29 protein-coding genes are annotated in these 23367 nt (G+C 44.0%); 14 read left to right on the forward strand and 15 right to left on the reverse strand.

Translation table 11 applies throughout. From position 1 onward, the window contains the following. Positions 1-32 precede the first annotated feature (32 nt). A complete protein-coding gene (locus ACQKIC_RS12605) occupies positions 33-890 on the forward strand; it encodes a manganese catalase family protein (RefSeq protein ID WP_427591388.1) in 858 nt (285 codons plus the stop codon). Positions 891-940: 50 nt separating this feature from the next. Here the strand turns inward: ACQKIC_RS12605 and ACQKIC_RS12610 are convergent, their stop codons facing one another. The 4 genes from ACQKIC_RS12610 to ACQKIC_RS12625 all read right to left on the reverse strand — a co-directional run bounded on the left by ACQKIC_RS12610 (position 941) and on the right by ACQKIC_RS12625 (position 3127). Further along, entirely contained in the window at positions 941-1555 is a 615-nt protein-coding gene (locus ACQKIC_RS12610; RefSeq protein WP_402954285.1) for a PH domain-containing protein, read from the reverse strand. Between the two features lie 15 nt (positions 1556-1570). Then, positions 1571-2047: a GNAT family N-acetyltransferase gene (locus ACQKIC_RS12615; RefSeq protein ID WP_402871088.1), complete on the reverse strand. Its 477-nt coding sequence runs from the start codon at positions 2045-2047 to the stop codon at positions 1571-1573. Positions 2048-2179: 132 nt separating this feature from the next. Beyond that, complete coding sequence (locus ACQKIC_RS12620) at positions 2180-2404, reverse strand: hypothetical protein (RefSeq protein ID WP_402871085.1); 225 nt, start codon at positions 2402-2404, stop codon at positions 2180-2182. A 132-nt stretch (positions 2405-2536) separates the two neighbouring features. Beyond that, positions 2537-3127 carry a peptidylprolyl isomerase gene (locus ACQKIC_RS12625; protein WP_427591389.1) on the reverse strand — a complete coding sequence of 197 codons (591 nt, stop codon included), beginning with the start codon at positions 3125-3127 and terminating at the stop codon, positions 2537-2539. A gap of 180 nt (positions 3128-3307) precedes the next feature. Here ACQKIC_RS12625 and ACQKIC_RS12630 point away from each other — a divergent pair, with 180 nt between their 5' ends. Further along, positions 3308-3694: a kinase-associated lipoprotein B gene (locus ACQKIC_RS12630; protein ID WP_407408505.1), complete on the forward strand. Its 387-nt coding sequence runs from the start codon at positions 3308-3310 to the stop codon at positions 3692-3694. 40 nt (positions 3695-3734) lie between these two features. Here the strand turns inward: ACQKIC_RS12630 and kapD are convergent, their stop codons facing one another. Further along, complete coding sequence (gene kapD / locus ACQKIC_RS12635) at positions 3735-4358, reverse strand: 3'-5' exonuclease KapD (RefSeq protein ID WP_427591390.1); 624 nt, start codon at positions 4356-4358, stop codon at positions 3735-3737. 289 nt (positions 4359-4647) lie between these two features. On the opposite strand from kapD, the gene ACQKIC_RS12640 reads away from it, so the two are divergent. Next, positions 4648-6510, forward strand: a complete 1863-nt coding sequence (locus ACQKIC_RS12640) for a transglycosylase domain-containing protein (RefSeq protein ID WP_403125149.1) — start codon at positions 4648-4650, stop codon at positions 6508-6510. A 34-nt stretch (positions 6511-6544) separates the two neighbouring features. Beyond that, on the forward strand, positions 6545-6802 hold the full coding sequence (locus tag ACQKIC_RS12645) for a hypothetical protein (protein WP_402989979.1): 258 nt from the start codon (positions 6545-6547) through the stop codon (positions 6800-6802). 77 nt (positions 6803-6879) lie between these two features. Here the strand turns inward: ACQKIC_RS12645 and ACQKIC_RS12650 are convergent, their stop codons facing one another. Then, positions 6880-7452, reverse strand: a complete 573-nt coding sequence (locus tag ACQKIC_RS12650; RefSeq protein ID WP_402871073.1) for a DUF5366 family protein — start codon at positions 7450-7452, stop codon at positions 6880-6882. 316 nt (positions 7453-7768) lie between these two features. Between ACQKIC_RS12650 and ACQKIC_RS12655 the strand changes: the two genes are divergently transcribed. From ACQKIC_RS12655 to mnhG, 7 genes are read left to right on the forward strand one after another with little or no spacing between them, the layout of a single operon-like run. Next, the gene (locus tag ACQKIC_RS12655) at positions 7769-10168 is read left to right on the forward strand and encodes a Na+/H+ antiporter subunit A (protein ID WP_427591391.1); all 2400 of its coding nucleotides are present in this window, start codon (positions 7769-7771) and stop codon (positions 10166-10168) included. Continuing rightward, positions 10165-10587, forward strand: a complete 423-nt coding sequence (locus ACQKIC_RS12660; RefSeq protein WP_402871069.1) for a Na(+)/H(+) antiporter subunit B — start codon at positions 10165-10167, stop codon at positions 10585-10587. The genes ACQKIC_RS12655 and ACQKIC_RS12660 overlap by 4 nt, the downstream gene beginning before the upstream one ends. Then, positions 10587-10928 carry a Na(+)/H(+) antiporter subunit C gene (locus tag ACQKIC_RS12665; RefSeq protein ID WP_402871066.1) on the forward strand — a complete coding sequence of 114 codons (342 nt, stop codon included), beginning with the start codon at positions 10587-10589 and terminating at the stop codon, positions 10926-10928. The genes ACQKIC_RS12660 and ACQKIC_RS12665 overlap by 1 nt, the downstream gene beginning before the upstream one ends. Further along, positions 10921-12402, forward strand: a complete 1482-nt coding sequence (locus ACQKIC_RS12670; protein ID WP_427591392.1) for a Na+/H+ antiporter subunit D — start codon at positions 10921-10923, stop codon at positions 12400-12402. Before ACQKIC_RS12665 ends, ACQKIC_RS12670 begins: the two co-directional genes overlap by 8 nt. Before the next feature lie 6 nt (positions 12403-12408). Further along, a complete protein-coding gene (locus ACQKIC_RS12675) occupies positions 12409-12885 on the forward strand; it encodes a Na+/H+ antiporter subunit E (protein ID WP_402871061.1) in 477 nt (158 codons plus the stop codon). Positions 12886-12932: 47 nt separating this feature from the next. Next, the gene (locus ACQKIC_RS12680) at positions 12933-13169 is read left to right on the forward strand and encodes a Na(+)/H(+) antiporter subunit F1 (RefSeq protein WP_402871344.1); all 237 of its coding nucleotides are present in this window, start codon (positions 12933-12935) and stop codon (positions 13167-13169) included. Further along, complete coding sequence (gene mnhG / locus ACQKIC_RS12685; RefSeq protein WP_402954303.1) at positions 13153-13491, forward strand: monovalent cation/H(+) antiporter subunit G; 339 nt, start codon at positions 13153-13155, stop codon at positions 13489-13491. Before ACQKIC_RS12680 ends, mnhG begins: the two co-directional genes overlap by 17 nt. Before the next feature lie 53 nt (positions 13492-13544). Here mnhG and ACQKIC_RS12690 read toward each other — a convergent pair whose 3' ends face one another. From ACQKIC_RS12690 to ACQKIC_RS12710, 5 genes are all read right to left on the reverse strand, one after another. Then, positions 13545-13937, reverse strand: coding sequence for a hotdog fold thioesterase (locus tag ACQKIC_RS12690; RefSeq protein ID WP_402871057.1), 393 nt, complete (start codon positions 13935-13937; stop codon positions 13545-13547). Positions 13938-14099: 162 nt separating this feature from the next. Then, entirely contained in the window at positions 14100-14666 is a 567-nt protein-coding gene (locus ACQKIC_RS12695) for a 5' nucleotidase, NT5C type (protein ID WP_402954306.1), read from the reverse strand. Between the two features lie 16 nt (positions 14667-14682). Beyond that, complete coding sequence (locus tag ACQKIC_RS12700) at positions 14683-15777, reverse strand: FAD-dependent monooxygenase (RefSeq protein WP_402989987.1); 1095 nt, start codon at positions 15775-15777, stop codon at positions 14683-14685. Between the two features lie 21 nt (positions 15778-15798). Beyond that, on the reverse strand, positions 15799-16893 hold the full coding sequence (gene ribD, locus ACQKIC_RS12705) for a bifunctional diaminohydroxyphosphoribosylaminopyrimidine deaminase/5-amino-6-(5-phosphoribosylamino)uracil reductase RibD (RefSeq protein WP_402989990.1): 1095 nt from the start codon (positions 16891-16893) through the stop codon (positions 15799-15801). A 15-nt stretch (positions 16894-16908) separates the two neighbouring features. Then, on the reverse strand, positions 16909-17658 hold the full coding sequence (locus ACQKIC_RS12710; protein WP_402954312.1) for a GTP cyclohydrolase II: 750 nt from the start codon (positions 17656-17658) through the stop codon (positions 16909-16911). 241 nt (positions 17659-17899) lie between these two features. On the opposite strand from ACQKIC_RS12710, the gene ACQKIC_RS12715 reads away from it, so the two are divergent. After that, positions 17900-18298, forward strand: a complete 399-nt coding sequence (locus tag ACQKIC_RS12715; protein ID WP_402871049.1) for a hypothetical protein — start codon at positions 17900-17902, stop codon at positions 18296-18298. 36 nt (positions 18299-18334) lie between these two features. On the opposite strand, the gene ACQKIC_RS12720 is transcribed toward ACQKIC_RS12715, so the two are convergent. Then, entirely contained in the window at positions 18335-19840 is a 1506-nt protein-coding gene (locus tag ACQKIC_RS12720) for a leucyl aminopeptidase (protein WP_427591393.1), read from the reverse strand. A 123-nt stretch (positions 19841-19963) separates the two neighbouring features. Then, complete coding sequence (locus tag ACQKIC_RS12725) at positions 19964-20500, reverse strand: GNAT family N-acetyltransferase (protein WP_402989993.1); 537 nt, start codon at positions 20498-20500, stop codon at positions 19964-19966. Between the two features lie 280 nt (positions 20501-20780). Between ACQKIC_RS12725 and ACQKIC_RS12730 the strand changes: the two genes are divergently transcribed. Continuing rightward, complete coding sequence (locus tag ACQKIC_RS12730; RefSeq protein WP_402871041.1) at positions 20781-21263, forward strand: divergent PAP2 family protein; 483 nt, start codon at positions 20781-20783, stop codon at positions 21261-21263. An 11-nt stretch (positions 21264-21274) separates the two neighbouring features. Further along, on the forward strand, positions 21275-22069 hold the full coding sequence (locus ACQKIC_RS12735; RefSeq protein WP_427591394.1) for a cobalamin-binding protein: 795 nt from the start codon (positions 21275-21277) through the stop codon (positions 22067-22069). Between the two features lie 55 nt (positions 22070-22124). Here ACQKIC_RS12735 and ACQKIC_RS12740 read toward each other — a convergent pair whose 3' ends face one another. Both ACQKIC_RS12740 and ACQKIC_RS12745 read right to left on the reverse strand, forming a co-directional pair. Further along, a complete protein-coding gene (locus ACQKIC_RS12740; RefSeq protein ID WP_427591395.1) occupies positions 22125-22820 on the reverse strand; it encodes a 3D domain-containing protein in 696 nt (231 codons plus the stop codon). A 138-nt stretch (positions 22821-22958) separates the two neighbouring features. Continuing rightward, complete coding sequence (locus tag ACQKIC_RS12745; RefSeq protein ID WP_402871034.1) at positions 22959-23276, reverse strand: YuiB family protein; 318 nt, start codon at positions 23274-23276, stop codon at positions 22959-22961. Between the last annotated feature and the right edge of the window lie 91 nt (positions 23277-23367).

The raw sequence follows: 23367 nt of genomic DNA on the forward strand, positions 1-23367 counted from the left end.
AATGATACCAAATCTTAAAGGAGGCTATCTCATTGTATTTTTATAAAGAGGATCTAATTAATATGATCGTACCGGACAAACCCGATCCCAATGCTGCAAAAGTTCTTCAAGAAGCGCTCGGTGGCCAATTCGGAGAAATGCGTACATTGATGCAGTTTTCGTTTCAAAGCGCCAACTTCCGCGGCAAGGAAAAAAAATATCGGGATTTAATCCGAGGGGTGTTCCTTGAGGAACTGAGCCATGTGGAGCTTGTTCAGACCACAATCAATCAGTTACTTAATGAAGCAGGTGGGAACCTGCCGGGAAATTCAGGTCCGAATGGTGCACCACTTGAGGAAGTGATTCAGTCTGGTGCGAACCCCCACCATTTTATCATCGGTGCCAAAGCTTCCCTTCCCGTAGACGCGGGAGGTAACCCTTGGAATGGGTCATGGGTATACGATCATGGAAACTTAATTGCCAACCTTTTAAACAATGTGATGCTTGAATCGACGGGGGTACTCCAAAAATCGAGAATTTATGAAATGAGCTCCAATAAAACCTTGCGTGAAACCATTGCGTTCCTCATGGTACGTGACAACGCCCATCAAAATGCGTTTGCAAAGGCTTTAGAAACACTGGGAGTGGATTGGGGTAAAATCTTCCCTGTCCCAAATTATGACCTGAATAAATATCCCGAATGCCGGAAATATGTAGATTTGGGCTACCATAATGCCCAATTCAACTTCAGGCTTGACCAAACCCAGATCGGCGAAGTATTCCAAGGGGAGACACCAAGCCGTAATGGCGGCAATCTTTCTGTCATGGAACCACCTAAAGGATTTCCAGTTCCAGAGATGCCGGACATGCCTAGTGAACATGCTCCAGGTTTGAATGACCTCAATAACTAAACGAAAAAGCGGACACATCGCTGTGTCCGCTTTTGTATGGATTGTGGATATTAATTATTGATATATTTTTCGAACACATACCCGAAATCTTTCACATGGTACTTCTTGCGGCTATCCATCAACCAGTCAAACGCAGCGGCATTGATATCCTTAAAGCTGGACACCATTTGGCTGCCATCTGTACGGACTTGATTCAATGTCGATGAGGCCAAATTTACGCTTTGTTGCGCAAATTGAAGGGCATAGGCATTCTCATGGCAAATTTCCGAAATTTTAACGAGTGATTTAAATAGATCCTTCAATTCCTCGATGAATTTCTTATGCACGTCAATCGAGAAGGTTTTAGCACCGATCGAGAATTTAATCTCAGCATCTAAATCGACGGTACCAGCGGTTTCTAATGTCACATGCGAAAACTCATACTGGCTATAGCTATATCTGGTCAGCATCCGTTTCTTGCTGATGGCACTTGTTCCGTCGAGATGGATGAACGCTTGGTTCGTGAAGCAATATTCATCCGTTTTCGATTTAATCAAGAAATAAATTTTCTCGTCATCTTCATGCATGATGTAATCATCAGCATCGACCTTATCATAATCAGCAGGCTTAATCACACTTCCTATATCACTGAGACCCAGAGCATCTGCTGCCATTTTCTTAAACATATCCATTCCTCCTATTTAAACTAGTTTTTCGAGAATGATTTCATCCCGTATTGGAATGCCATCGGAGCTGTAAAACGGGATTTCCGGTTTTGTCTTTCTTGATTCTTCCACGGCATTCCTCACAATCTCGGAAATGACATACCCACGTTTTTGAAAGAACTTCAAAGCCTGTAAATTATCATTCGTGGTAATGGCTTTAATGGAGTGGCAATTCTTTTCCTTGGCGATATTCTCAATCACATAAAGTAAGGATGAGCCCACGCCCTGATTCTCATGCTCACTGTTCAGGGAAATGATTTCACATTGTTGATTCAGCACTTTATACGTGACCATCCCCGTGATTTTCTCATCCCCATCCATTACCGCAAATCCATCGAGTTCCGCATAATGGAACATGCCGATTGAAAAGACGACTTGAGTCGTCTCCCAATGTTCCATGAAGAAGCTCTTGACCGTATCTGTCGCAATCATTCTCTTCGCTATGATTTGCATAACACTTTCCGCCCCCAAAACTCTCTCTCTATAGCTTATAGTATAAAATGCTTATGCCAAAATGGGAACTAGTTTATTTGTTCCATGTTTTCCTGTTTTGCTAAAACAAGGTAGTCAGAAGCACAAAGCCGTTCAAGAAAGGGAATCATCTTGTAGATGCCGGTTTCTTTTCGTCACTTCCTCCTCGAACTTCTTCGTCTTCAATTCTTCTTTCTTCGAGTATCTGATGATGGCCCTCATCGTAAACCCAGCTGCAATCAAAAAGATGACACAGGTAATGCCTGCGGGAATATATTCACTTTTGTCTTCCGGAAAATAAAGAAACATACCTAATAGTGCGGAGTATAGAACGTCCATCTATTTCATCCTTCCTGAAAAATAATCTTTTTCCTCATTATAACAATTATTGAATCAATCCACTAGTCAAGTTCCTCCCTTAGAAATTAAAAAAGCGAGAGGCCCTATGCCCCCCGCTTCACGTACCTTCGTTTATAAAATCGTAATGCCTTTAATGACTACATCCACAGCTGGCTTGTCTCCCGCAACCGTCTCTACATTGGCGATCGTATCGACAACATCCATGCCCTCGATAACTTGGCCGAATACGGAATGTTTGTGGTCTAACCATGGTGTTCCGCCATTTTCCATATAAGCACTGATGATTTCTTTCGGATATCCGGCTTGCTTCATTTGTTCACCCATTCTGCTGTCTACATGCTGTGCCTGAACGATGAAGAATTGGCTTCCGTTCGTTCCTGGACCTGCATTCGCCATGGAAAGGGCTCCGCGCAGATTGAACAGTTCCATGGAGAATTCATCTTCAAAATTCGTGCCCCAGATGCTTTCCCCACCCATTCCTGTACCTGTCGGATCTCCACCTTGTAGCATGAAATCCTTTATGACACGGTGGAAGATGATTCCATCGTAATATCCATTCTCAGCGTGTGTTAAGAAGTTTTCTACTGTTTTAGGAGCATGCTTGGGAAACAGCTTGATTTTAATATCACCAAGCGTCGTCTGCATGATCACCGCTTTTTCATTTTCCGCTATTTCGGTTGTTAATTGTGGAAATGTTGTCATGGTTCATTACCTCTTTCGTTTTTAAATAAATGGCTCATATCTCCATTCTTTAACCTTCATTTCTACACTTTACACGACTTCGGAAAAAAATGCATCTTTGATACAGTAAACAAATTCATTGTATAAAATCATCGTACTTATGTATCATGTAGGGAGTGAACAAGAAAGGTGGATGAAGGAATGTCCGAGCATGAATTCAAGGTTGGCGATAAGGTAACCGCCATTTATAAAACAGGGAAATATATCGGGGAAATCACCGATATCCGTCCTTCTGCATATCTTGTAAAAGTATTGGCAGTCATGAAGCATCCTATGCAGGGAGACCTTCATAATCCGAAGCAAACGGAAGTATCCATGTTTCATCAACGACGTGCCCTGGCATTCCGGGAACAAACCAATGTCCCGATGAATATGGTGAGGGTATACGATGGGGACATTCCAGATTATAAGGAATCCTTACGGGTATCTGTTGAGAAGATGGCCCTCACTTTAACCGAAAGCCAAACAGAATGGAACAACAAAAGTTTGGAGCTGCTTGAAGACCTAGCAGCGGATTATTTTAAATAACATATAATAAAAGCCAAATCAATAGAAATTGATTTGGCTTTTATAACGCTAAATGATTCAATACTTTGGATAAATCGATGCGGTCACCGATTGTCGTCGGTTCGTGATTTTTCATATAACTTTTGTCTTTCTCCACCAGTTTAAAGATATTATACGTGGTAATGGCATCATCAAGGGCCCTATGATGCTTACCTGTCCCCTCTTTTCCATAGGCCTGTACGGCTTTCCATAATCCCGTTTGATTTTGATCTCCGAAGAAACGCTTGTATTCCAGGCAAAGATCGCTCTGTTTCCCCGTGAAAGGGAAATTCAGACCTGCTTTTTGACAGTTCTGACGAAGCACCTTCATATCCATGTTACCCCAGGTGACGATGGTCGTTGGATGCTTCTCATCCAATTTTGCTAAAAAGGAAACCAATTCTTCAAATGAAATTCCACGATCCACCTGGTTTTGGGTGATATTCAGGAATTTCTTGCATCGATTCGTCAATTCTGGAAACCTTGACGGATTAACGTAGGAAGAAAACTGTTCTTGGACTGTATCGTTTACGACTGCGATTAAACCGACCTCAATGATTTCCGGGTAGAAACCAACTGGATTTGCCTTTCCTTCGGGCATTGTAAATTCAAAATCAATGAATACATACTGCTGTTGTCCAACCATTTTCCGAACCCTCCTTATTCATGACATCTTTCCACCGACTAAATTTGGTTATTTTTTCCGTAAGAATATTATAACAGAAGATTGAAATAAGTTTTTATTTGATTTTCATTAAGCCAGAGCCATTCACCCAGCCAGTTTTTCTCCATTGCGTTAAGCAACTTCAGAAGAAACCCTTTATCATCTTCCTTAATTGGATTATGATGGATGAAACGGAGCGAAAGGACCACTCTTTTTTACCCACATCTTTTCCATTAAGTTACTAAAAATATATTAGTTAGGAAGTTGAACTATGCGCGCGTACCTTGGCTATATCACGATTTTCTTCTTAGTTCCTGTCTTATCCATCTTCATCTTTCTTTCCTATCAGGAGTGGTCTTTAGCTGAAACTCCCCATCATGTCTTGGATGAACGCATCCCCTTCGATCAGATTGACCTGGCTCAGACCAGTTACATGACGGCCGCAAATGGGAAAGTGATTAGTGAAATTCCCAATGGAGAAAACCGGATCTATTTGAAGCTTGACGATATCCCCGTGTTTCTAGAAGACCTGTTCATTGTCACGGAAGATCAAAAATTTTATGAGCATAGGGGAATTGATATAACCGCGATCAGTAGGGCCTTGCTTGTCAATTCACAGAAGAGTGCAATCAAACAAGGCGGGAGTACCATCACCCAGCAATTGGCCAGGAATGTTTTCCTTACCCATGACAAGACGTATAACCGAAAGCTAAGTGAACTCTTTTACGCCTACCAGCTAGAACGGAAACGGTCCAAGTCCGAAATCATCGAGCTCTATATGAATGCCATTTACTTCAACAACGGGGCTTACGGAATCGAGGCGGCTTCCCAACTCTACTTCAGCCAATCGATCAAGGATCTATCAAAGGCCGAAGTGGCCTTTCTTGCAGCCATTCCTAATAATCCCGAACTCTATAACCCTCTTAAACACTTTGATAACACGAAAAAGCGTCAAGAGCGGATACTAAAACAAATGGTTGTCCAAGGTAAACTGGAGCAGAAGGAATTCGATAAACTCATTAAAAAGGAAATCAGGTTGGACTTGTCCACCAACATCGATTTATACCCTGATTATGTGACATATGTCCATCAAGAGTTGAAAAACCTGGTCGCTTCGGCGGAAGGTCTGACAAAACCATTGAAAAGCTCGGATGAAGTCACACGCAATCAAGCGGAAGCCAAACTGAATGAACAGGTCACAAAGCTTCTGAAATCTGGCGTAACCATTCACACGGCACTCGATATCAATCTACAGACCCAGGCCAAGTCGGCCATGCAATCGAAAATCGGATTCAATGATATCGAAGGTGCATCAGTGGTTATACAGCATCATACGCACCAGCTTGTCTCTTTGATTGGGGGAAAGGATTATAAAAAAAATTCTTTCAACCGGGCATACCAAAGTTACAGGCAACCTGGTTCGACCATAAAGCCTCTTCTGGATTATGCACCTTATATAGAAGAAACGGGAGCGGATATCAATCAGCTTGTTAGCGGGGCAAACTATTGTAGCAACAGCTACTGTCCACAAAATTACAATGGGGCGAGCTACGGCATGGTCACTATAAGGAATGCTTTTGCACAATCCTATAATACGCCGGCCATCAGGCTTTTTGAAAAGACCGGCATAGAAAAGAGCTTCAGCTATCTTAATGCCTTTCAATTCAAAAAGGTGTCCATCCAAGATCACCACATCAGTTCGGCCATCGGCGGTTTTGAATACGGGATGAGCCCTCTTGAAATGACCAATGCCTTTACCTCATTCAATGATGGCCGCTACCAGCCTGCACGGGCAATCACGAAGGTCACAGACCAAGAAGGAAACGTTCTTTATAAATGGAAAAATCAATCGAAAAAGGTGTGGAATAAAGACACCGTCAGCAAAATGCGGCAGCTTCTTCACGAAGTCACCACAAATGGGACGGCACGCTCAGCCTATTTTCCGTCTGAATATATCGGGGGAAAAACAGGCACAACCAATGATGCCAAAGACATTTGGTTCGTCGGCCTGACAGGAAACTATACAACCGGCGTCTGGGTTGGGAAAGATAAGCCAGCCAACCTGCAAGCCGTCTATTCGCGACAGCCCCAGATAGAGATATGGAAGGCAATCAGCCAAGCCGCTGAATGGTAAAAGCAAGTCATGATAAGACGACGGAGGGATTATGATGCTAGGAATCGCAATTGAAAAATCACAGGATCATTTACTCATTAAATGGCAACTATCCACAATAGAAATACCCATTTCCGAAATCATAAAGGTGACTCAAGATGATACATATGCGGGTGAAGATAAACGTGCGATTAGAATTGGCACGCCATATGCTACAACGGATCGTATCGTGCTTCATACTGTATCTGATACGTATATCTTGTTCACAACGAATGCCACTTCCATACAAAACAAGATCAACGCACTGATATAAGGAACCAAGTACACGATGAGAAAAGAGCTGCCGGATGTTCCCGGCAGCTCTTTTCTCCGTATATGGATGAGTATTCGCTATATCGGTAGGCTGGCAATCACGCTGTTATACAACTTCAATCCTGAATAAGCGACGATGGCGACTAACGCGGTCCATACGAAGATGGGAAAGAAGATGAGTCCGACCAGCCCAGATACATTCACACTGGAGCTTAACTTAAACACAAAGTAAATCAGGGCCACGACATTCGTGATAAGGAAGATGGAAATGAGCCCCGGGAGGAATTGGACGCTGAACAATGAACAAGCTCCGCCGATCACATAAATGACCGACCCCATCCTGATGCTCGTCAATGCTTTCCCATCCGAATCTTTGGAAAAGAATAGAAGGGAAAGCTCAATGACCGTGTCCGAGATTAACTTCAGCGCTGCAAACACCATGAACATGACCAACAACAACACAATCATCAAGGCAAGCTTAATTCCTGTCTCGGAAAAGAACTCCAACATCCCTTGATAGATTCCTAAATTCCCGAATAAGATAAGCACCTGCATTTCCCCATAAATCGCAAAGGACAGACTAAACAGTAGTATCGCAATGATCGGGAAATAACTAAGTAAATACGTGTTTTTCATTTTTTCTCCATCCATGTATCTTTTATCCTATTATTATGCAAGATATAAAAGGATTTCACAATGGATTTTTACATATATTCCCCTCTTTGCACCCCTCTGAAAATATTTTTTGAGCCGTTTCACGCTCCTTTTCTACCTATATATAAAACTCGATATCAATCAGTATTCCTCGCTCCTTATGTCATGCAAACCCTCAAAAATTGGGTTATACTTTTAGGAATGACACGTAACACATATAAAAAAAACACATTCAACGAAGATACTTTACCGTCTAGGATTGTGTAAAAAAATGCATAATAAGGCGATGACTTCGTTTATAAGGGGGGAGTTTATGTCTTTGCTTCATTGGGCGGTATTATCACCATTTCTTTTGGCCATCTTAATACCGTTTTTATACAAGTATTTACGTCGAATACATACTGGCTGGTTTGTACTGATTCTACCCGTTCTTCTATTTAGCTATTTTTCCCGATTCATTTCTTCAACCAAACAAGGGGAGTCCATTACTGAACGGGCTACTTGGATTCCTTCACTAGGAATACATATTGACTTTTATGTAGACGGGCTAGGTCTTTTGTTCGCTCTGCTCATAACGGGGATTGGTTCACTCGTTATTTTGTATTCCATCTTTTATCTATCAAAAGAAAAAGAAAAACTGAACCAGTTTTATGTCTTTCTCTTACTATTCATGGGCGCCATGCTTGGTGTGGTCCTTTCCGACAATTTAATCGTTCTCTATTCATTTTGGGAATTTACAAGTTTGTCATCCTTTTTACTCATTGGGTATTGGAACGAAAGGGAACGCTCACGTTATGGAGCTCAGAAATCCCTGCTGATCACCGTCTTTGGCGGATTAAGCATGCTTGGGGGAATCGTGCTCCTTTCCATCATGGGAAACACCTACAGCATAAGGGAACTGATAGCTCAAAGCGGCGAACTGTTGGATCATCCGCTTTTCATCCCTGCTCTTCTACTCATTTTACTGGGTGCCTTCACTAAATCGGCACAGTTCCCATTTCACATCTGGCTACCTGATGCCATGGAAGCACCGACACCAGTCAGTGCCTATCTCCATTCCGCGACAATGGTCAAGGCTGGCATTTATCTGGTTGCCCGTCTAAGCCCGGTGTTTGCGGAATCCGGTGTCTGGTTCTGGCTCGTTTCGATTGCCGGGTTGGTCACCTTATTCTGGGGTTCATTCTCAGCTGTGAAACAAACGGACTTAAAGGGGATTCTTGCCTTTTCCACCGTCAGTCAGCTTGGTTTGATCATGTCTCTATTGGGAATCGGAGCCGCTGCCCTTCACTATGACACGCTGGGAGACAATATATACCTGGCCGCAACAGTGGCCGCCGTCTTCCACTTGATTAACCATGCAACCTTCAAAGGAAGTCTATTCATGGTGGCAGGTATTATTGACCACGAAACCGGTACAAGGGACATCCGCAAGCTTAGTGGCTTGATGCAGCTGATGCCCATCACCTTTACGGTGGCCATCATCGGTGCCTTTTCCATGGCCGGGCTCCCTCCGTTCAATGGGTTCTTAAGTAAGGAAATGTTCCTGGCTGCCATGGTGAATGTATTGGAACTGGATATATTCAATATGGAGACATGGGGAGTGTTATTCCCGGTAGTGGCTTGGGTTGCTAGTGTTTTCACTTTCATTTACAGCATGATTGTCGTTCTTAAGCCTTTTACAGGGAAACTTCGACATTTGGATAAGAAACCGCATGAAGCACCGATTGGCATGTTGATTTCACCGATTATCCTTGCGTCTTTGGTCCTTGTATTCGGGATTTTCCCTAATCTACTATCTTCGTCAATCATCGTGCCGGCTGTGGCGAGTATACAGCCAAGCTTGGTAGACCCGGATTATCATGTTCATATCGCATTCTGGCATGGTTTCCAGCCGGAAGTATGGATGACGATCGGAATCATTGTGGTAGGGATCATTTTATACAAAACGTTATCCAAATGGAACGGCATCTATCGGATAGTGCCAGACCGTTTTTCATTGAACTCCCTTTATGATCATGGATTAAAGGGGATGGAACGCTCGGCATCTACCATCATGAAGTTTCTCATGACAGGGTCGATTCGAAACTATCTGCTCTCGATTTTCCTTTTCTTCATCCTTTCCTTAGGCTTTTCCCTTTACTGGAAAGATGCCTTTGTACTCGATACAGGAAACTTTGCCCCATTCGGCGTCTATGAAGTCGTTTTGGCGGCTATCATCGTGATTGGATCGATTGCCATTCTATTTGCGAAATCCCGTTTAACATCGATCATCCTCTTAGGGGCGGTCGGCTATACCATTTCCCTATTTTTCGTCTTGCTTAGAGCACCGGATTTGGCATTGACGCAACTTGTCATTGAAACCATCTCCGTCGCGCTTTTCCTGCTCTGTTTCTTCCATTTACCATTACTTGCAAGCAGGAAGGAAGAGCGGATGACATTCAGGTTGAATAATGCCTTGATTTCAATTGGCGTTGGCGTGATCGTCACATTGATTGCTTTATCAGCGCATAGCAATAAGCTATTTGCTTCCATTTCAAGTTATTACCTTGAAAATGCGTATAAGGAAGCAGGAGGAAAAAACGTGGTCAATGTCATTCTCGTTGACTTCCGCGGACTTGATACGATGTTTGAAATAAGTGTTCTTTCCATCGCAGCACTCGGGATCTTCGCGATGATTAAATTGCGACTGACTGGGAGGAAAGATAAATCATGAAACAAAATGACTTGATTCTTCAAACGGTGACAAAGGTTGCGGCCTTTGTCATCCTACTTTTTTCCGTTTCCATCTTTTTAGGCGGCCACTACTCACCGGGGGGCGGGTTTGTCGGCGGATTGATGACATCAGCGGCGATTGTCCTTCTTTTACTCGCCTATGACATTAAAACCGTCGCGGAGATCTTGCCGATTGACTATAAACTGATGATAGGTGCAGGTTTATTCATCTCTGCCCTGACTGTAGCCGGTTCGCTCCTGTTCGGGGTTCCGCTCATGACTCATGTGTACCGTTATATCGATTTTCCCATCCTTGGTCACATCTCGCTTCATACAGCGGTACTTTTTGATTTAGGCGTTTACCTCGTGGTTGTTGGTGTAACGATGACCATTATTCAAACGATTGGGGAGAGTGAATAATGGAACTTTTAATGGCCATTGTCATAGGAATTCTATTTATGTGTGCAACCTACTTGATGCTATCCAAGAGCATTTTGCGGATCATCATCGGTACAGGGTTGCTTAGTCATGGGGCCCATCTTTTGATTTTAACGATGGGTGGTTTAAAAGGAGGTTCCGTCCCATTGCTTGGGGATGTGGCGACGTCTTATGTTGACCCGCTTCCACAAGCTCTCATCTTAACGGCGATCGTCATCAGCTTCGGTGTCACTTCCTTTTTATTAGTACTTGCCTACCGGACCTACCAGGAACTGGGGACGGACGATATGGAAGAAATGAGAGGTACCGACACAAATGATTAATCTACCATTCTTGCCTGTTTTATTACCGCTTTTTACAGGCATCATCCTTATTTTCTTTTCAAAAAAAATCAAGCTTCAACGAGGGATTTCTTTCATTTCATCCCTCATCGGAATCGGGATTGCTATCTATTTGGTCCTTTCCGTTCATAATGAAGGGATCTTGACACTGGGAGTCGGCAGCTGGGATGCGCCTTTCGGTATTGTGATTGTCGCTGACATGCTTGCCTCCTTACTCGTTCTGACCACGAATATCATTGGATTGGCGATACTGGTTTACTCGTTTTACTCCATAGGGAAAGAACGTGAGGCCCATTATTACTATCCTGTCTTTCAATTTTTACTGATTGGCGTGAATGGGGCATTCCTTACCGGTGACCTGTTCAACCTATTCGTCTTTTTTGAAGTCATGCTGATGGCCTCCTACGTACTCCTTGTCTTGGGAGGAACGAAAATTCAGCTGAGGGAATCATTGAAGTACATCATCGTCAATGTTCTTTCTTCCTCCTTTTTCGTCATCATGGTCGCTTATCTGTATTCGGTGCTCGGCACGTTGAATATGGCACACCTGAGTCAGCGGATAGCAGAGGCAGGACAACCTGCCATCCTATCGGTCATCGCGATCGGCTTCTTGATCGTCTTTGGCTTGAAGGGAGCCATTTTTCCGCTATTCCAGTGGCTTCCGGGTTCTTACTATGCACCTCCTATCCCCGTGATGGCCTTATTTGGAGCCTTGCTGACCAAAGTCGGGGTCTATTCCATTTTCAGGACCTATACACTCATGTTTCATCATGACCAAGATTTCACCCATATGTTTCTCCAAGTCCTGGCGATTTTAACCATCATCATGGGAGTCATCGGTGCAATCGCCTATTGGGATGTTAAAAAAATCATCATTTATAATATCATCATTGCCGTCGGCGTCATCATCTTCGGAATTTCGTTGATGAATGAACCAGCCTTATCCGGATCGATCTTATACATCATTCATGACATGTTGATCAAAGCCGCACTGTTTTTATTGGTGGGCATCATGATTAAGATCAGTGGCTCTGATGATTTACGGAATATGGGCGGATTGATCAAGCAATATCCTGGCCTTGCCTGGACCTTCTTCATCGCAGCCATATCACTGGCCGGAATCCCTCCATTCAGCGGATTTGCCGGCAAGCTGATGATCCTTCAAGGGGCAGCCGACAAAGGAGCCTATATTGGCTTGGCAATGGTCTTGCTATCAAGTTTGATGGTCTTATATTCTGTGATGAAAATTTTCATACACGGTTTTTGGGGAACCCCGAAAGTCGCGTATACCCTAGGTAAGGCAACGGTCAACAAAATGCTTGTCCCTGCGGTCCTGCTTGTCGCCATTTCCGTCTTATACGGAGTGGGAACAGAAGCGGTTTACCCCTATATTTCACAAGCCGTTGACACATTAATGAATCCCGATATTTATATCGATGCGGTTTTAAAGGAGTAATGCCTGATGTCCTTTCAAATTTTACTGAATGTATTCCTGGCTATCATCTGGATGTTTTTGAAAAATGAATTCAACGGAAGCACCTTCATCATTGGCTATGTTTTAGGACTTGGCATCCTGTTTATCTTCCGTCATTTTTTCACCAGCCGTTTTTATCTTAACCGAGTGTATGCCGTCATCCGGCTGTTCTTCATTTTCGCCAGGGAGCTCCTGTTATCCAATATTAGCGTACTTAAGGTCATACTTAAGCCAAGGCTCGATATGAAACCGGGTATCTTCGCATACGAGACCGTGCTTACGAAGGATTGGGAGATTACCGTCCTATCCAATTTAATCACGCTGACCCCAGGCACCCTGGTTGTGGAGGTTTCGGAAGACAATCGCATCCTTTATATCCACGCGATGGATATCGCTGATAAAGAAGAAGCCGTCGACAGCATTAAATACACATTTGAAAAAGCAATCATGGAGGTGAGCAAATAATGTTCGATCTTTTACTTAAAATCGCTTTGCTCGGTGTCTCACTATCCATGCTCGGGTTTCTATACCGGTTAATTAAAGGACCTTCTGTGCCTGACCGGGTCATTGCCCTGGATGCGATGGGCATCAACCTCATCGCTCTCGTGGCGCTCGCATCCATCGTCATGGATACGAATGCTTATTTAGAAGCCATCCTGTTGCTCGGCATCCTGTCATTTATCGGAACGGTCGCTTTCGCCAAGTTCCTTGAGAAAGGGGAGATCATCGAAAATGACCGAAATCGCTGAAATTCTTTCTGCAGGCTTTATTTTGATCGGTGTCTTTCTATTCTTGGTATCCGCCTTCGGCATTATCCGGTTGCCTGATGTTTATACACGAAATCATGCCGTATCCAAAAGTTCCACCCTCGGGATCATGTTCATCCTGATTGGGACACTCTTATACTTTTATTACAAGCACAGTCATTTCGATTTCCGTGTCGTACTAGCCATCATCTTCATCTTCATGACCAGTCCAGTAGCCGGACATTTGATCAACCGCTCCGCCTACCATTCTGGCGTTAAAATGTGGGATCAAAGTGTCCAGGATGATTTGAAGAAAAGCCGATGAAGCAAAAAAAGGAGCTGCCGTTTTACCCAACGGCAGCTCCTTTTTGTTCACTCTCACTTTGGCAGGTCGATGACTGCCAGCGTACATCTGGAAACGCAGACCAGGTTTCCTTCTTCATCCCGGATCTTCACATCCCAAATCATGGTCGTTCTCCCATGATGAAGGATGTTCCCTTCTGCAGTGACAAGGCCCGAACGGACACCCCTTACATGATTTGCGTTGATTTCAAGCCCGACGACCGCTTGTTTCGTGCCGTCGACCAGCTGGAAACCACCGATGCTCGCAACCGACTCGGCCAGGGCAACCGATGCGCCTCCATGCAATAGACCAAATGGCTGTTTTGTCCGTTCGTCGACGGGCATGGTCGCAATGACTTTCCCATTACTCAATTCCTTCATTTCTATCCCAAGTGCGCCAATCAACGAACCTTCCACATTGATATCCATCTTGACCCATCCCTTTCATTTTAGAATTCTATCATTAAAACCATTCTACCTTGTCTGGGTGAGTTATAACAGATATAAATGAATAACCATTCATTATTGATGAAAAAAAGAGGATGATCCGGGTACCTTCCAGTCATCCTCCATCTCATATGCATGCCTGTCTTACTTGGATATAACCTGCTTCAGCTCCGACCAGTTTGTCAGTCTAGGGATGGATTCTATCTCACGGTTATAGGAATTATCGATGGCATATACCTTCGTTTGAATGCCCACCAACGTTTCCAAAACGGCCGGTTTATCATCGAAATAATAGTCCAGCTCCAATTTCTTGATCGTTTCAATTTTTTCATGGTCTTTCATGCCGCAATAAAAATGGTCGTCCTTTACAGGGAATCCATTCTCGATCATCCATTGTTTCGTCCGTTCACCATGCTCGGCTTTTCTTGCCGTAATATAAAAGATTTCATGTCCTTCGTTTTCAAGGGCCTGTAATGCTTCCACTGCCCCCTCAAACGCCGGGCACGAGGAATAATAGATTTCTTCGGCAAGGCTATTCCACATTTTCCCGCCTTCTTCTTTACTCATCTCGAACAATTCATGAATCTCCAAGGTTTTCAAGGCTTTGAATTTTGTTAACTCTACATTTTTATTGAGCTTTTCATTATATAACTGGAATGCATATTCCCTTAAATTAATCAAAGTATCATCTATATCAAAACCGAATCTCATCTTCTTCACTCTCCATTTAAACATACGCGGTAAACAAGGATTCAAAAGATTTCTCCATGTCCACCTGCAAGGCCTGTAGCTTTTCAATATAAGCTCTTCTTTTTGGCTCCGCCCTTTTGAGTCCCGTTAATCCGCTATCTCCCAGAAGGATGTGTTCATAAATTTGTTGGGCCACTAGCTCAGCGTCCCCAAGGGCACAATTGAGTCCGAAAGCACCAGTGGGGGTCATGGTATGGGCCGCGTCCCCCACTAGCAGAACACCATCTTTGGTCCACGTTTCACATGAGCAACTATGAACGTCCAATAAAATGAAGTCCTGCCAGGATTGGATATTTTCACGGACCACACTCCGTAACTCTGGGAAATTCATGATCAACTTTTCAATAAAAGGTTCAAAAGGCTGTTTCCGAAGCTGAGGGAACGAACCATGTTCTATATTCCATCCGATTTGGATGAAACCCCCCGCCTGAGTGAAGAGTGCCAACTGGGAACCATTGACCAATGCATTCTTGATCGATGGCTTCCATCCGTAAGGGGCCGGTATTTTAGCCCAGAGTAAATCATAGCCGTGGTTCTTGACCTCAACCGGGATTTTCGCTTTTTTCCGGACCGTTGAAAACCTTCCATCCGCCCCGACAATCAATCGGCTTTGAATGGTGAATTCACTCCCATCCTTAACGGCTTTCACTCCACAGAACCGCCCCTCTTTGTCCTGGACGAGATCTGTCACCCTCGTGTTCAGCATCAAGTGGAAGGAATCTAACTTTTCAGCTTCATCCAAGATCACCTTCAACAGATGCTTCTGCGGAACATGAATGCCCAGATTATCTTGATGGGCGTCCGGATAAATCTCTTTTACCAGTCGCCCCTCCTGCCAATATTCAATCTGTTCCATTCTAAGCAGGCCCAGATTCTCCACTTTCGCAAATAAGCCAAGCTTTTTAAGGATGCTCTCCCCTTCATCGTTTAAGAATTCCCCTCGAAATTCCTGTGCGACTGCCTGATTTCGCTCAAGGAGGATGACCGAAATGTTCTGTTTGGCCAATAAATAGGCTAAAAGCGCCCCTCCAGGTCCTGAACCAACAATGCAAACATCCGTTTTACCCATCATGCTTCTCACCTGTTGTCTATTTTATTTTGGATAAGCCGTTATGCGGATGTCTTCCCCAAACGTATCAACATGAGAGATGGAAACATCCAAGGCTTCATCCATTTGATCTACATCGTCCCCTGAAAAAGGAGTAAGTGAGTTTCTTCCACCCAATAGTTTAGGAGCTACATAGATTAGATATTTATCGATGAGTCCTGCCCTTAAGAATGAAGCATTTACCTCGCTTCCGCCTTCAAGCAAGACATCCGTTATCCCCTTTTTATATAGTTCGGCCATCAGGATCTCCAAATCCAACCCTGCTTCTGTTTTGGGGACCATGATGAATTCGACTCCTCTTTCGCTTAGGGAGGCGATTTTTTCCAACGAGGCATTTTCATGCGTGACAATGACCGTTCTCGCTTCTTCTACCTGTAAGACATGGGAATCTAGAGGTACGCGGAGTTCACTATCCAAAATGATGCGGACCGGATTTTTTCCCCCGCCTTCAGGAAGCCGGGTCGTCAAGGATGGATTATCGGCCAGGACCGTTCCGATGCCGACTAAAATTGCATCGACCTCATTACGTAGCAAGTGGACCGAGTGACGGGATTCTTCCCCTGTAATCCATTTCGAATGTCCAGTGTGGGTCGCCAGCTTCCCATCGAGCGTCATCGCAAATTTGGACAGGACAAAAGGCCGCCCTGTCGTCATATTATGGATAAAGCGTTCATTCAGCCTTCGTGCTTCTTTTTCCAAAATGCCCACTTCCACTTCAATGCCTGCCTCTTTAAGAAGCGCGATTCCTCTCCCTGCAACTTCCGGGTTGGGATCTTCCATGGCCACTACGACCCGTTTAATTCCCGATTCCTTCACCAAGTTCGCACATGGTGGTGTTTTCCCATAATGGGAACAAGGTTCAAGCGTCACATATAAAGTTCCACCTTTGGCATACTCTCCCGCCATTTTGAATGCATGGACCTCGGCATGCGGTTCACCGGCTTTGCGGTGAATCCCTGTTCCGGCAATCACGCCGTCTTTCACAATAACAGCCCCGACGATGGGGTTCGGGTTCGTCTTCCCTTTAGCACTGCCCGCTAGGTCCAAAGCCAGTTTCATGTAATATTGATCATTATTCATCATCACAGCTCCCCTTCACACAATTACAGTGGGATCCTCTAGTGGGATATGCCCGGATTTCTTGATTTTTGTATCCAGATAGAAACTATTCGTTTCAGTCAAACCACCCCAAAGCGGGATATGATTCTTCGCCGTCAAGCCATGCTCCTTAAGCGCTGCCAGCTTTTTAGGATTATTCGTAATCAGCGTTACGGGTTTATGACGCAGAGCTTTCAACACCGTGATCGCTCCTTCATAAGATCTTGTATCATCTTCGAATCCCAAAGCATGGTTCGCTTCAACGGTGTCAAATCCTTCTTGCTGAAGCAAGTAAGCCAATGATTTTGTAAATAAGCCAATACCTCTTCCCTCATGATCCGCAAGGTAAAAAATGGCGCCGGTTCCGGCGTCGGCAATCATCCTCATCGATTGGTGAAGCTGGTATCCGCAATCACAACGTTGACTGCCGAATATATCCCCCGTATGGCAGATACTGTGCATACGGACGAGTGCATCCTCCGCTTTCTCGAAATCACCATACACCAATACCGAAGATTGCTGGCCAAAAGCCAAGTTGGCAGTCGAAAGCGATTCGAGCACTGCTTCTTCAACATTATCCTCGCCATCAAGCTGAAGCCAGGTGTACCATTGGAAGACAGCCGAAAAGTCACCTTGCTTAACAGGGAGATTCACGGGACCGACCAGGCATAGATCATCTTTACCCGGTGTTTTCAGGATGTTCATTTTATCTATTAAAAGGTCTTTTATTTGCTTTGTTATTTTCATAGTAAAATCACCTATTTTTTAGTTTTATATAGTACGGTCTCGCTACTTACTTAAGGTAAGCAAGTATTTTAAGTATACTACCAAGTGAGGATTTTTACAAATAATAGTGTACACTTCTTTCTATTTTCCAAGTAAGAAAAACGGCTTTCTAAAACACTATCATAATCTTCTACATCCACTCATATTTTAACCTATATAATAAACCTGTCTATGGAAAGACATAGGAAAGGGAGGCAAACCTTTGGCTGATATCCCTTATTTTTTTTTCGACCAAGATTTTTTCCAGAGAAACCGTGATTGGGGAATGCCTTATCGCAATCAGGTAGATCCGCTGCTTCGCCCTTTCTCCGCCGGAAACCCCGACCTCTTGATTCAATCGGCTAAATCTTCGCAATCGTTAATGGATGATGCAAAAAAAGTAGTGGATATGATTGCCTCGTCCAAACCATTTTCGACACGGCTCATGTCCGCCGCCCAAGAATCGAAAACGGCTGCCGTCACCGACATGATCAAAAAGACAGGTATTAAAAACGAACCAGATATCAAGTACAATCCCGATGGCATCCGTTTTGATTTTTATCCGAAAAAAGGAGAGATAAATTGCCATGTCATCATCAGTTTGAAGTGGAGCAACATATGAAAAAACCGAAGCCTCTTTCCGGCTTCGGCATCGATCCTAGTTCTTGCCCGGATTGAATGTTTCCACAAGAAGGGCAAGGGTACGGGTCATGACTCCAGTCGCCCCGGCCGTACCCAGTTCATTTGCGCTCGCTGTCGTGGATGTTCCCGCAATATCGAGATGGACCCATGGGGTCGATTCGGCAAATTCACCGACAAAGGCACCACCCATGATGGCATGCCCGGCTCCTCCCGGCGAATTATTCAAATCCGCAATCTTACTATTACGCACACGCTCTTTATCCTTTTCGGTAATCGGCAGGCGCCACATTGGCTCACCGGCTTCCTCAGAGGCCTTTTGAACTTGTTCATAGAATTCCACGTTATTGGTCATGGCACCTGTCATATCATTGCCCAAGGCCGTTATAACACCACCCGTTAAGGTGGCAACATCAACAAGGTATTCCGCACCATGGTGTTTCGCATATGTCACGGCATCCGCCAATACAAGCCGTCCCTCGGCATCCGTATTCAGCACCTCGATGGTTTTACCACTCATGGCGGTAATCACATCATCCGGTTTAAATGCATTTCCACTGATCATGTTATCGGTAGAAGGAATGACGGCAACGACATTTTGATCCGGGCCCAATTCCCCGATGATTTCCATCGCACCCAAGACGGCCGCTGCACCGCCCATATCCGTTTTCATTCCAACGATTCCAGCCTTTGTTTTTAATGAGTAACCTCCTGTATCGAAGGTAATTCCTTTTCCGACCAACCCGATTACATCCGTCCATTCTTCTTTTCCCTGATATTTGAGGGTGATCATTTTCGGTGGTTCGACCGATCCTTGATTGACCGCTAGAAGAGCACCCATTCCAAGCTTGAGCATGTCTTCCTTCTCGAGGATTTCAACCTCGAATCCATACCGGTCCCCCAATTCCATGGAATAGTTCGCTAAATCCGTGGAGGTCAGTAAGTTCCCAGGTGTATTAACTAGCGTCCTCGCTGAATTCGTCGCTTTCCCAAACACACGGCCGACATGTAGGGCCGCTCCCACTTCATCCGTTTGGCACTCACTATAAACCGTGATGGCTTCCAAACTTTTTTCTATCTGGTTCGATTTCTGTTTATACCCGGCAAATTTATAGCCTGCCAGCTCAAATGCCTCGGAGAATGCATGCGCCGCATCCAGTGCGTCCAACTGTTCAGTCGTGAAGGTGTCCAAAGCGATGCTGATTGTGGTAAGCCTTGATTCAGCCACCACTTTGCGGGCCTTCCCTAAAGCTTCCCTTAAAGTCTCGAAAGATAGTTCTTTTTCTTTCCCTAGACCGACAAAAATCAGCCTCTTTACGCCTAGTTTTCCTAAAGTATGTATTTTAGTGATGGACTTCTTCTTGGAAGAGATATCACCATCCTTCACCAATTGTGTAAGATGTCCCGATAATTTCTCATCCGCTTCCTGCCCAATCCCCGTGAATTTAATCGGCCGATCAAACACACCCATTAACAGGCATTCTTCCGTAACATCTAAGTTTAATGTATGTTTCACTGTAAACATTCTGATACGCCTCCATTCGAATACTCCTATTATAACCAAATTCCCCGAAATTTCCGAATTCAATGCACAAAGTGGATTTGAAATGCCCGCTTCATTCATTTAAACGAGATGATCCATTCGATTTCACTTAACCAGTTTGTACATCAGGATATCATCGACATATTCATTTTCACTCATTTTAAATTCTTTAACCTTGCGACCTTCTTCAATGAACCCCATTTTCTTGTACAAAGAAATAGCACCGTGATTTGATGCGAAAACGCCTAAACTCACTTTTTCGATGAAGGGATTGCTCTCCGCCCAATCCAATAATGCCTGTAGTAGCATACTTCCAATCCCCATTTCTCTGTAACCCTTTCTTATCATCATGCCAAAGGTGCCTGTATGGGACAATCGCATTCTATTTTTGGCCATTTCGAATACTATCCAACCAACGACTTCTCCCTCACTTTCAGCTACCAGTAATGTTTCTCTTTCATGATCCAATATGCTCTGAACCCATTCGCTTTGTTGGGAAGATGTTTTATTGAACTCTGTGGATAACGCGATTAGGAATTCACCTTCTGACACAACGGATTTCTGGATGTCTAAAATCGCCTCGGAGTCTTCCAGTTTTCCAGGACGAACCATGTAACTAACCGGGTCTTTTGAAATAGACAATACTATCTCCTCCTTATAAAACATATGATTACTATTCATATTCTTTATCGACCTACCTAGACCTTCTAAAGAATCGCCTCTTCTTTCTAAATCTTAGCTTTATTTCACCTGCCTAGTAAGGAAGTAGTTTAGAAAGCCGCCCTTTAGAGAAATAGTATAAGAAAGATCATATTTATTTCCAATAAGCAGGGAATCAAGAGGATATGATGGAAAGTATTAGTAAGAATGAATATTTTTCCGGCTAACCGTTACTTTATAAATGGAAAGAAGGCTGAAACCTTTGGAATTTTTTTTAAACTTCCCTTTAATTGCCGCTTTAATCGCCATCTTCTTTGCCCAATTCATTAAAGTCCCGATTCATTTCATCGCCTTTCGTAAATGGGATTGGTCGTTGATCAACTCTACGGGCGGTATGCCAAGTTCACATTCGGCCGCCGTGACTGCACTTACCGTAGCAGTGGGGATTGAAACGGGCATGGACTCACCCATCTTTGCCGTTGCGACACTTTTTGCCATCATCACGATGTTTGATGCAACGGGTGTTAGGAGGCAGGCAGGGGAACAGGCTGCCGTCCTGAATCAGCTTGTCACAGATTTCAATTTATTTGTCGAACAAGCGAAGAATTGGCAGAAGAAAGAGGAGAAGCAGAAGCAACAGCAATTGAAGGAATTATTGGGCCATAAACCGATTGAAGTCTTTTTCGGAGCATTGACTGGAGTATTCATCGCACTTGTTCTTCACTTTTTAATCTTTCAAGGGTAGGTGACTTATAAATGAAATTAATCTCTCTTTGCCCAAGTAATACCGAACTCTGTACATATCTCGGAATCGAAGACCAGTTGATTGCCATCGATGACTATTCGGATTGGCCCGACTCCATACAGCATCTGCCTAAAGTCGGTCCGGATCTGTCCATTAACATCGATCTCGTGGAATCATTAAAACCTGATTTGGTTCTTGCTTCCCTCAGCGTACCTGGTATGGAAAAAAACATCGAGGCACTCAAAAAACGACAGATTCCTTATATCATCTTTAATCCGCAATCGCTTGAAGATATCGCCCAGGATTTACTGACCCTTGGGGAAGCCGTTCAGGTACAGGAAAAGGCCGCGTTGCAGGCGGACAAATTCCGTTCCACCATCCGGCAATATAAGATGGTAGCGGACAGCATCGACCATCCCCCTTCCCTCTACTGGGAATGGTGGCCCAATCCCCTTTTCTCACCTGGCGGGGTCAATTGGTTAACGGAAATCAGCCGTCTGGCTGGAGGGTATAACCTCTTTGAAGAAGTACACATGGCAAGCATTCAAGTGCCATCGGAAGAAGTCCTAGAAAAGGACCCGGACCACATTTGTTTAGCATGGGTCGGCGTCCCGTTACATAAGGTCAACCCTGAATTAATCAAGAAACGGAAGGGCTGGTCCGAAATGAAAGCCGTCCAAAACCATGCGATTCATATCATGGAAGAACCCTTATTCTGCCGGCCGTCCCCCAGATTGCTGGATGGACTATCCAAACTGGCTAGGACGCTTCATCCCGAAGCCTACCTCCACATCCCTACAGATTGAACGGCAAAAAAGCCGGCTCTACATTGAGTCGGCTTTTTTGCGAGCATTCATGTATTTAAAACACAAAGGAAGACATGTTTGTATGGACGGCTTTTTCGGCGATTGTATGTTTGAAGACCTGCCTCACTTTCATTTCATTCAACTCATATAACTGTTCCTCTGAAAAACGCCCGTTTCCTTTTTGTACAAGATAGACCTCCAGGGTTTTCTTTCCCCACTTCTCATATACATCTTGCACCGTGTCGTAATACAGGTCAAGGTGGTTCCCTTTAATCGCCCCACCCTTATCGGCTACCACCCCAAAACCATAATCAGGGATCCAAAGGATGGTACCTAGCGGAAACACGGAAAGATCAGCAGCAATGGTCGAAAACATATCCCGCTTCACCTTCACCCCAGAATAGGTAATGCCATAAGACGGGCTATCCGGATATTTACCGGTGGATTCATAGCCTGCTGTATATCCCGTTGCCAACACCTTATGTTTTGGATACTTCGAAAGCTCTATAGCCTCTTCTATCGTTGGTGGTCCCCCACTTTTTTTCGTGGACGATGCTATAAAGGTCGCTTTATGGTGCCCACGATGAAAGGCTTTGTATTCCAGCTCGAATACCGTATTTTTCCTAATCGTTTCTTCCAAAGGATGGACTTCGGACTCGGCTCCAAAAACATGATGAACGGTTGATTCAATAGCCAAGAAAAACAATAGGATGATGGCAACCCGCAAAAATAATGTCCGTATGATTTTCATATGTATGTCATTCCACTCCTCTCACAAGGATATTTGTTCCCTAACATGAGGAAAAGTATTCATATAGACCCAAAAATGACTACATATCACTAGAAAAACAGAAAAAAAGGACCACCACTAAATGGCAGCCCCACCTATTTAAAACATTTGGTACCCCTTATTCCTCAATATCTTAATCGTGATTCCAGCCCCTATAGCACCAATTAATCCACTTGATAAAATCATCAGATCCGCCGCATGCAAGGATGCTAGGCTCGTCCCAAGTTCGGAAAACGTGTCACTGGGTTGTCTGAAATATTCAATCAACTTGGCTTTATTCACTATGACAAGGAATACGATAGGAAAAAGGACGACCATGATCCATGATGATCGAAAAAGCATGTTAAGTAAAAAGCCTATCCCGAAAAACAATACAAAGAATAAAAGTATTGAGATGACCAATACCGGTAATGGCATAATCTTCTAGACCTCCTTAAAAGAACCACTTTTAGTTTACAGAATACATAATTGGTTCGTCAACGACATAATACCAATTAATCCCTTGTGA

The organism is Peribacillus sp. NPDC046944, assembly GCF_050272735.1.
Taxonomy (GTDB): Bacteria; Bacillota; Bacilli; order Bacillales; family DSM-1321; genus Peribacillus.

Excerpts from the sequence above, each read along its gene's own strand:
- ACQKIC_RS12610 (WP_402954285.1), bottom strand. The coding sequence starts at position 1,555 with ATGTTTAAGAAAATGGCAGCAGATGCTCTGGGTCTCAGTGATATAGGA.
- ACQKIC_RS12615 (WP_402871088.1), bottom strand. The coding sequence starts at position 2,047 with ATGCAAATCATAGCGAAGAGAATGATTGCGACAGATACGGTCAAGAGC.
- ACQKIC_RS12620 (WP_402871085.1), bottom strand. The coding sequence starts at position 2,404 with ATGGACGTTCTATACTCCGCACTATTAGGTATGTTTCTTTATTTTCCG.
- ACQKIC_RS12625 (WP_427591389.1), bottom strand. The coding sequence starts at position 3,127 with ATGACAACATTTCCACAATTAACAACCGAAATAGCGGAAAATGAAAAA.
- ACQKIC_RS12630 (WP_407408505.1), top strand. The coding sequence starts at position 3,308 with ATGTCCGAGCATGAATTCAAGGTTGGCGATAAGGTAACCGCCATTTAT.
- kapD (WP_427591390.1), bottom strand. The coding sequence starts at position 4,358 with ATGGTTGGACAACAGCAGTATGTATTCATTGATTTTGAATTTACAATG.
- ACQKIC_RS12640 (WP_403125149.1), top strand. The coding sequence starts at position 4,648 with ATGCGCGCGTACCTTGGCTATATCACGATTTTCTTCTTAGTTCCTGTC.
- ACQKIC_RS12645 (WP_402989979.1), top strand. The coding sequence starts at position 6,545 with ATGCTAGGAATCGCAATTGAAAAATCACAGGATCATTTACTCATTAAA.
- ACQKIC_RS12650 (WP_402871073.1), bottom strand. The coding sequence starts at position 7,452 with ATGGATGGAGAAAAAATGAAAAACACGTATTTACTTAGTTATTTCCCG.
- ACQKIC_RS12655 (WP_427591391.1), top strand. The coding sequence starts at position 7,769 with ATGTCTTTGCTTCATTGGGCGGTATTATCACCATTTCTTTTGGCCATC.
- ACQKIC_RS12660 (WP_402871069.1), top strand. The coding sequence starts at position 10,165 with ATGAAACAAAATGACTTGATTCTTCAAACGGTGACAAAGGTTGCGGCC.
- ACQKIC_RS12665 (WP_402871066.1), top strand. The coding sequence starts at position 10,587 with ATGGAACTTTTAATGGCCATTGTCATAGGAATTCTATTTATGTGTGCA.
- ACQKIC_RS12670 (WP_427591392.1), top strand. The coding sequence starts at position 10,921 with ATGATTAATCTACCATTCTTGCCTGTTTTATTACCGCTTTTTACAGGC.
- ACQKIC_RS12675 (WP_402871061.1), top strand. The coding sequence starts at position 12,409 with ATGTCCTTTCAAATTTTACTGAATGTATTCCTGGCTATCATCTGGATG.
- ACQKIC_RS12680 (WP_402871344.1), top strand. The coding sequence starts at position 12,933 with ATGCTCGGGTTTCTATACCGGTTAATTAAAGGACCTTCTGTGCCTGAC.
- mnhG (WP_402954303.1), top strand. The coding sequence starts at position 13,153 with ATGACCGAAATCGCTGAAATTCTTTCTGCAGGCTTTATTTTGATCGGT.
- ACQKIC_RS12690 (WP_402871057.1), bottom strand. The coding sequence starts at position 13,937 with ATGGATATCAATGTGGAAGGTTCGTTGATTGGCGCACTTGGGATAGAA.
- ACQKIC_RS12695 (WP_402954306.1), bottom strand. The coding sequence starts at position 14,666 with ATGAGATTCGGTTTTGATATAGATGATACTTTGATTAATTTAAGGGAA.
- ACQKIC_RS12700 (WP_402989987.1), bottom strand. The coding sequence starts at position 15,777 with ATGATGGGTAAAACGGATGTTTGCATTGTTGGTTCAGGACCTGGAGGG.
- ribD (WP_402989990.1), bottom strand. The coding sequence starts at position 16,893 with ATGAATAATGATCAATATTACATGAAACTGGCTTTGGACCTAGCGGGC.
- ACQKIC_RS12710 (WP_402954312.1), bottom strand. The coding sequence starts at position 17,658 with ATGAAAATAACAAAGCAAATAAAAGACCTTTTAATAGATAAAATGAAC.
- ACQKIC_RS12720 (WP_427591393.1), bottom strand. The coding sequence starts at position 19,840 with ATGTTTACAGTGAAACATACATTAAACTTAGATGTTACGGAAGAATGC.
- ACQKIC_RS12735 (WP_427591394.1), top strand. The coding sequence starts at position 21,275 with ATGAAATTAATCTCTCTTTGCCCAAGTAATACCGAACTCTGTACATAT.
- ACQKIC_RS12740 (WP_427591395.1), bottom strand. The coding sequence starts at position 22,820 with ATGAAAATCATACGGACATTATTTTTGCGGGTTGCCATCATCCTATTG.
- ACQKIC_RS12745 (WP_402871034.1), bottom strand. The coding sequence starts at position 23,276 with ATGCCATTACCGGTATTGGTCATCTCAATACTTTTATTCTTTGTATTG.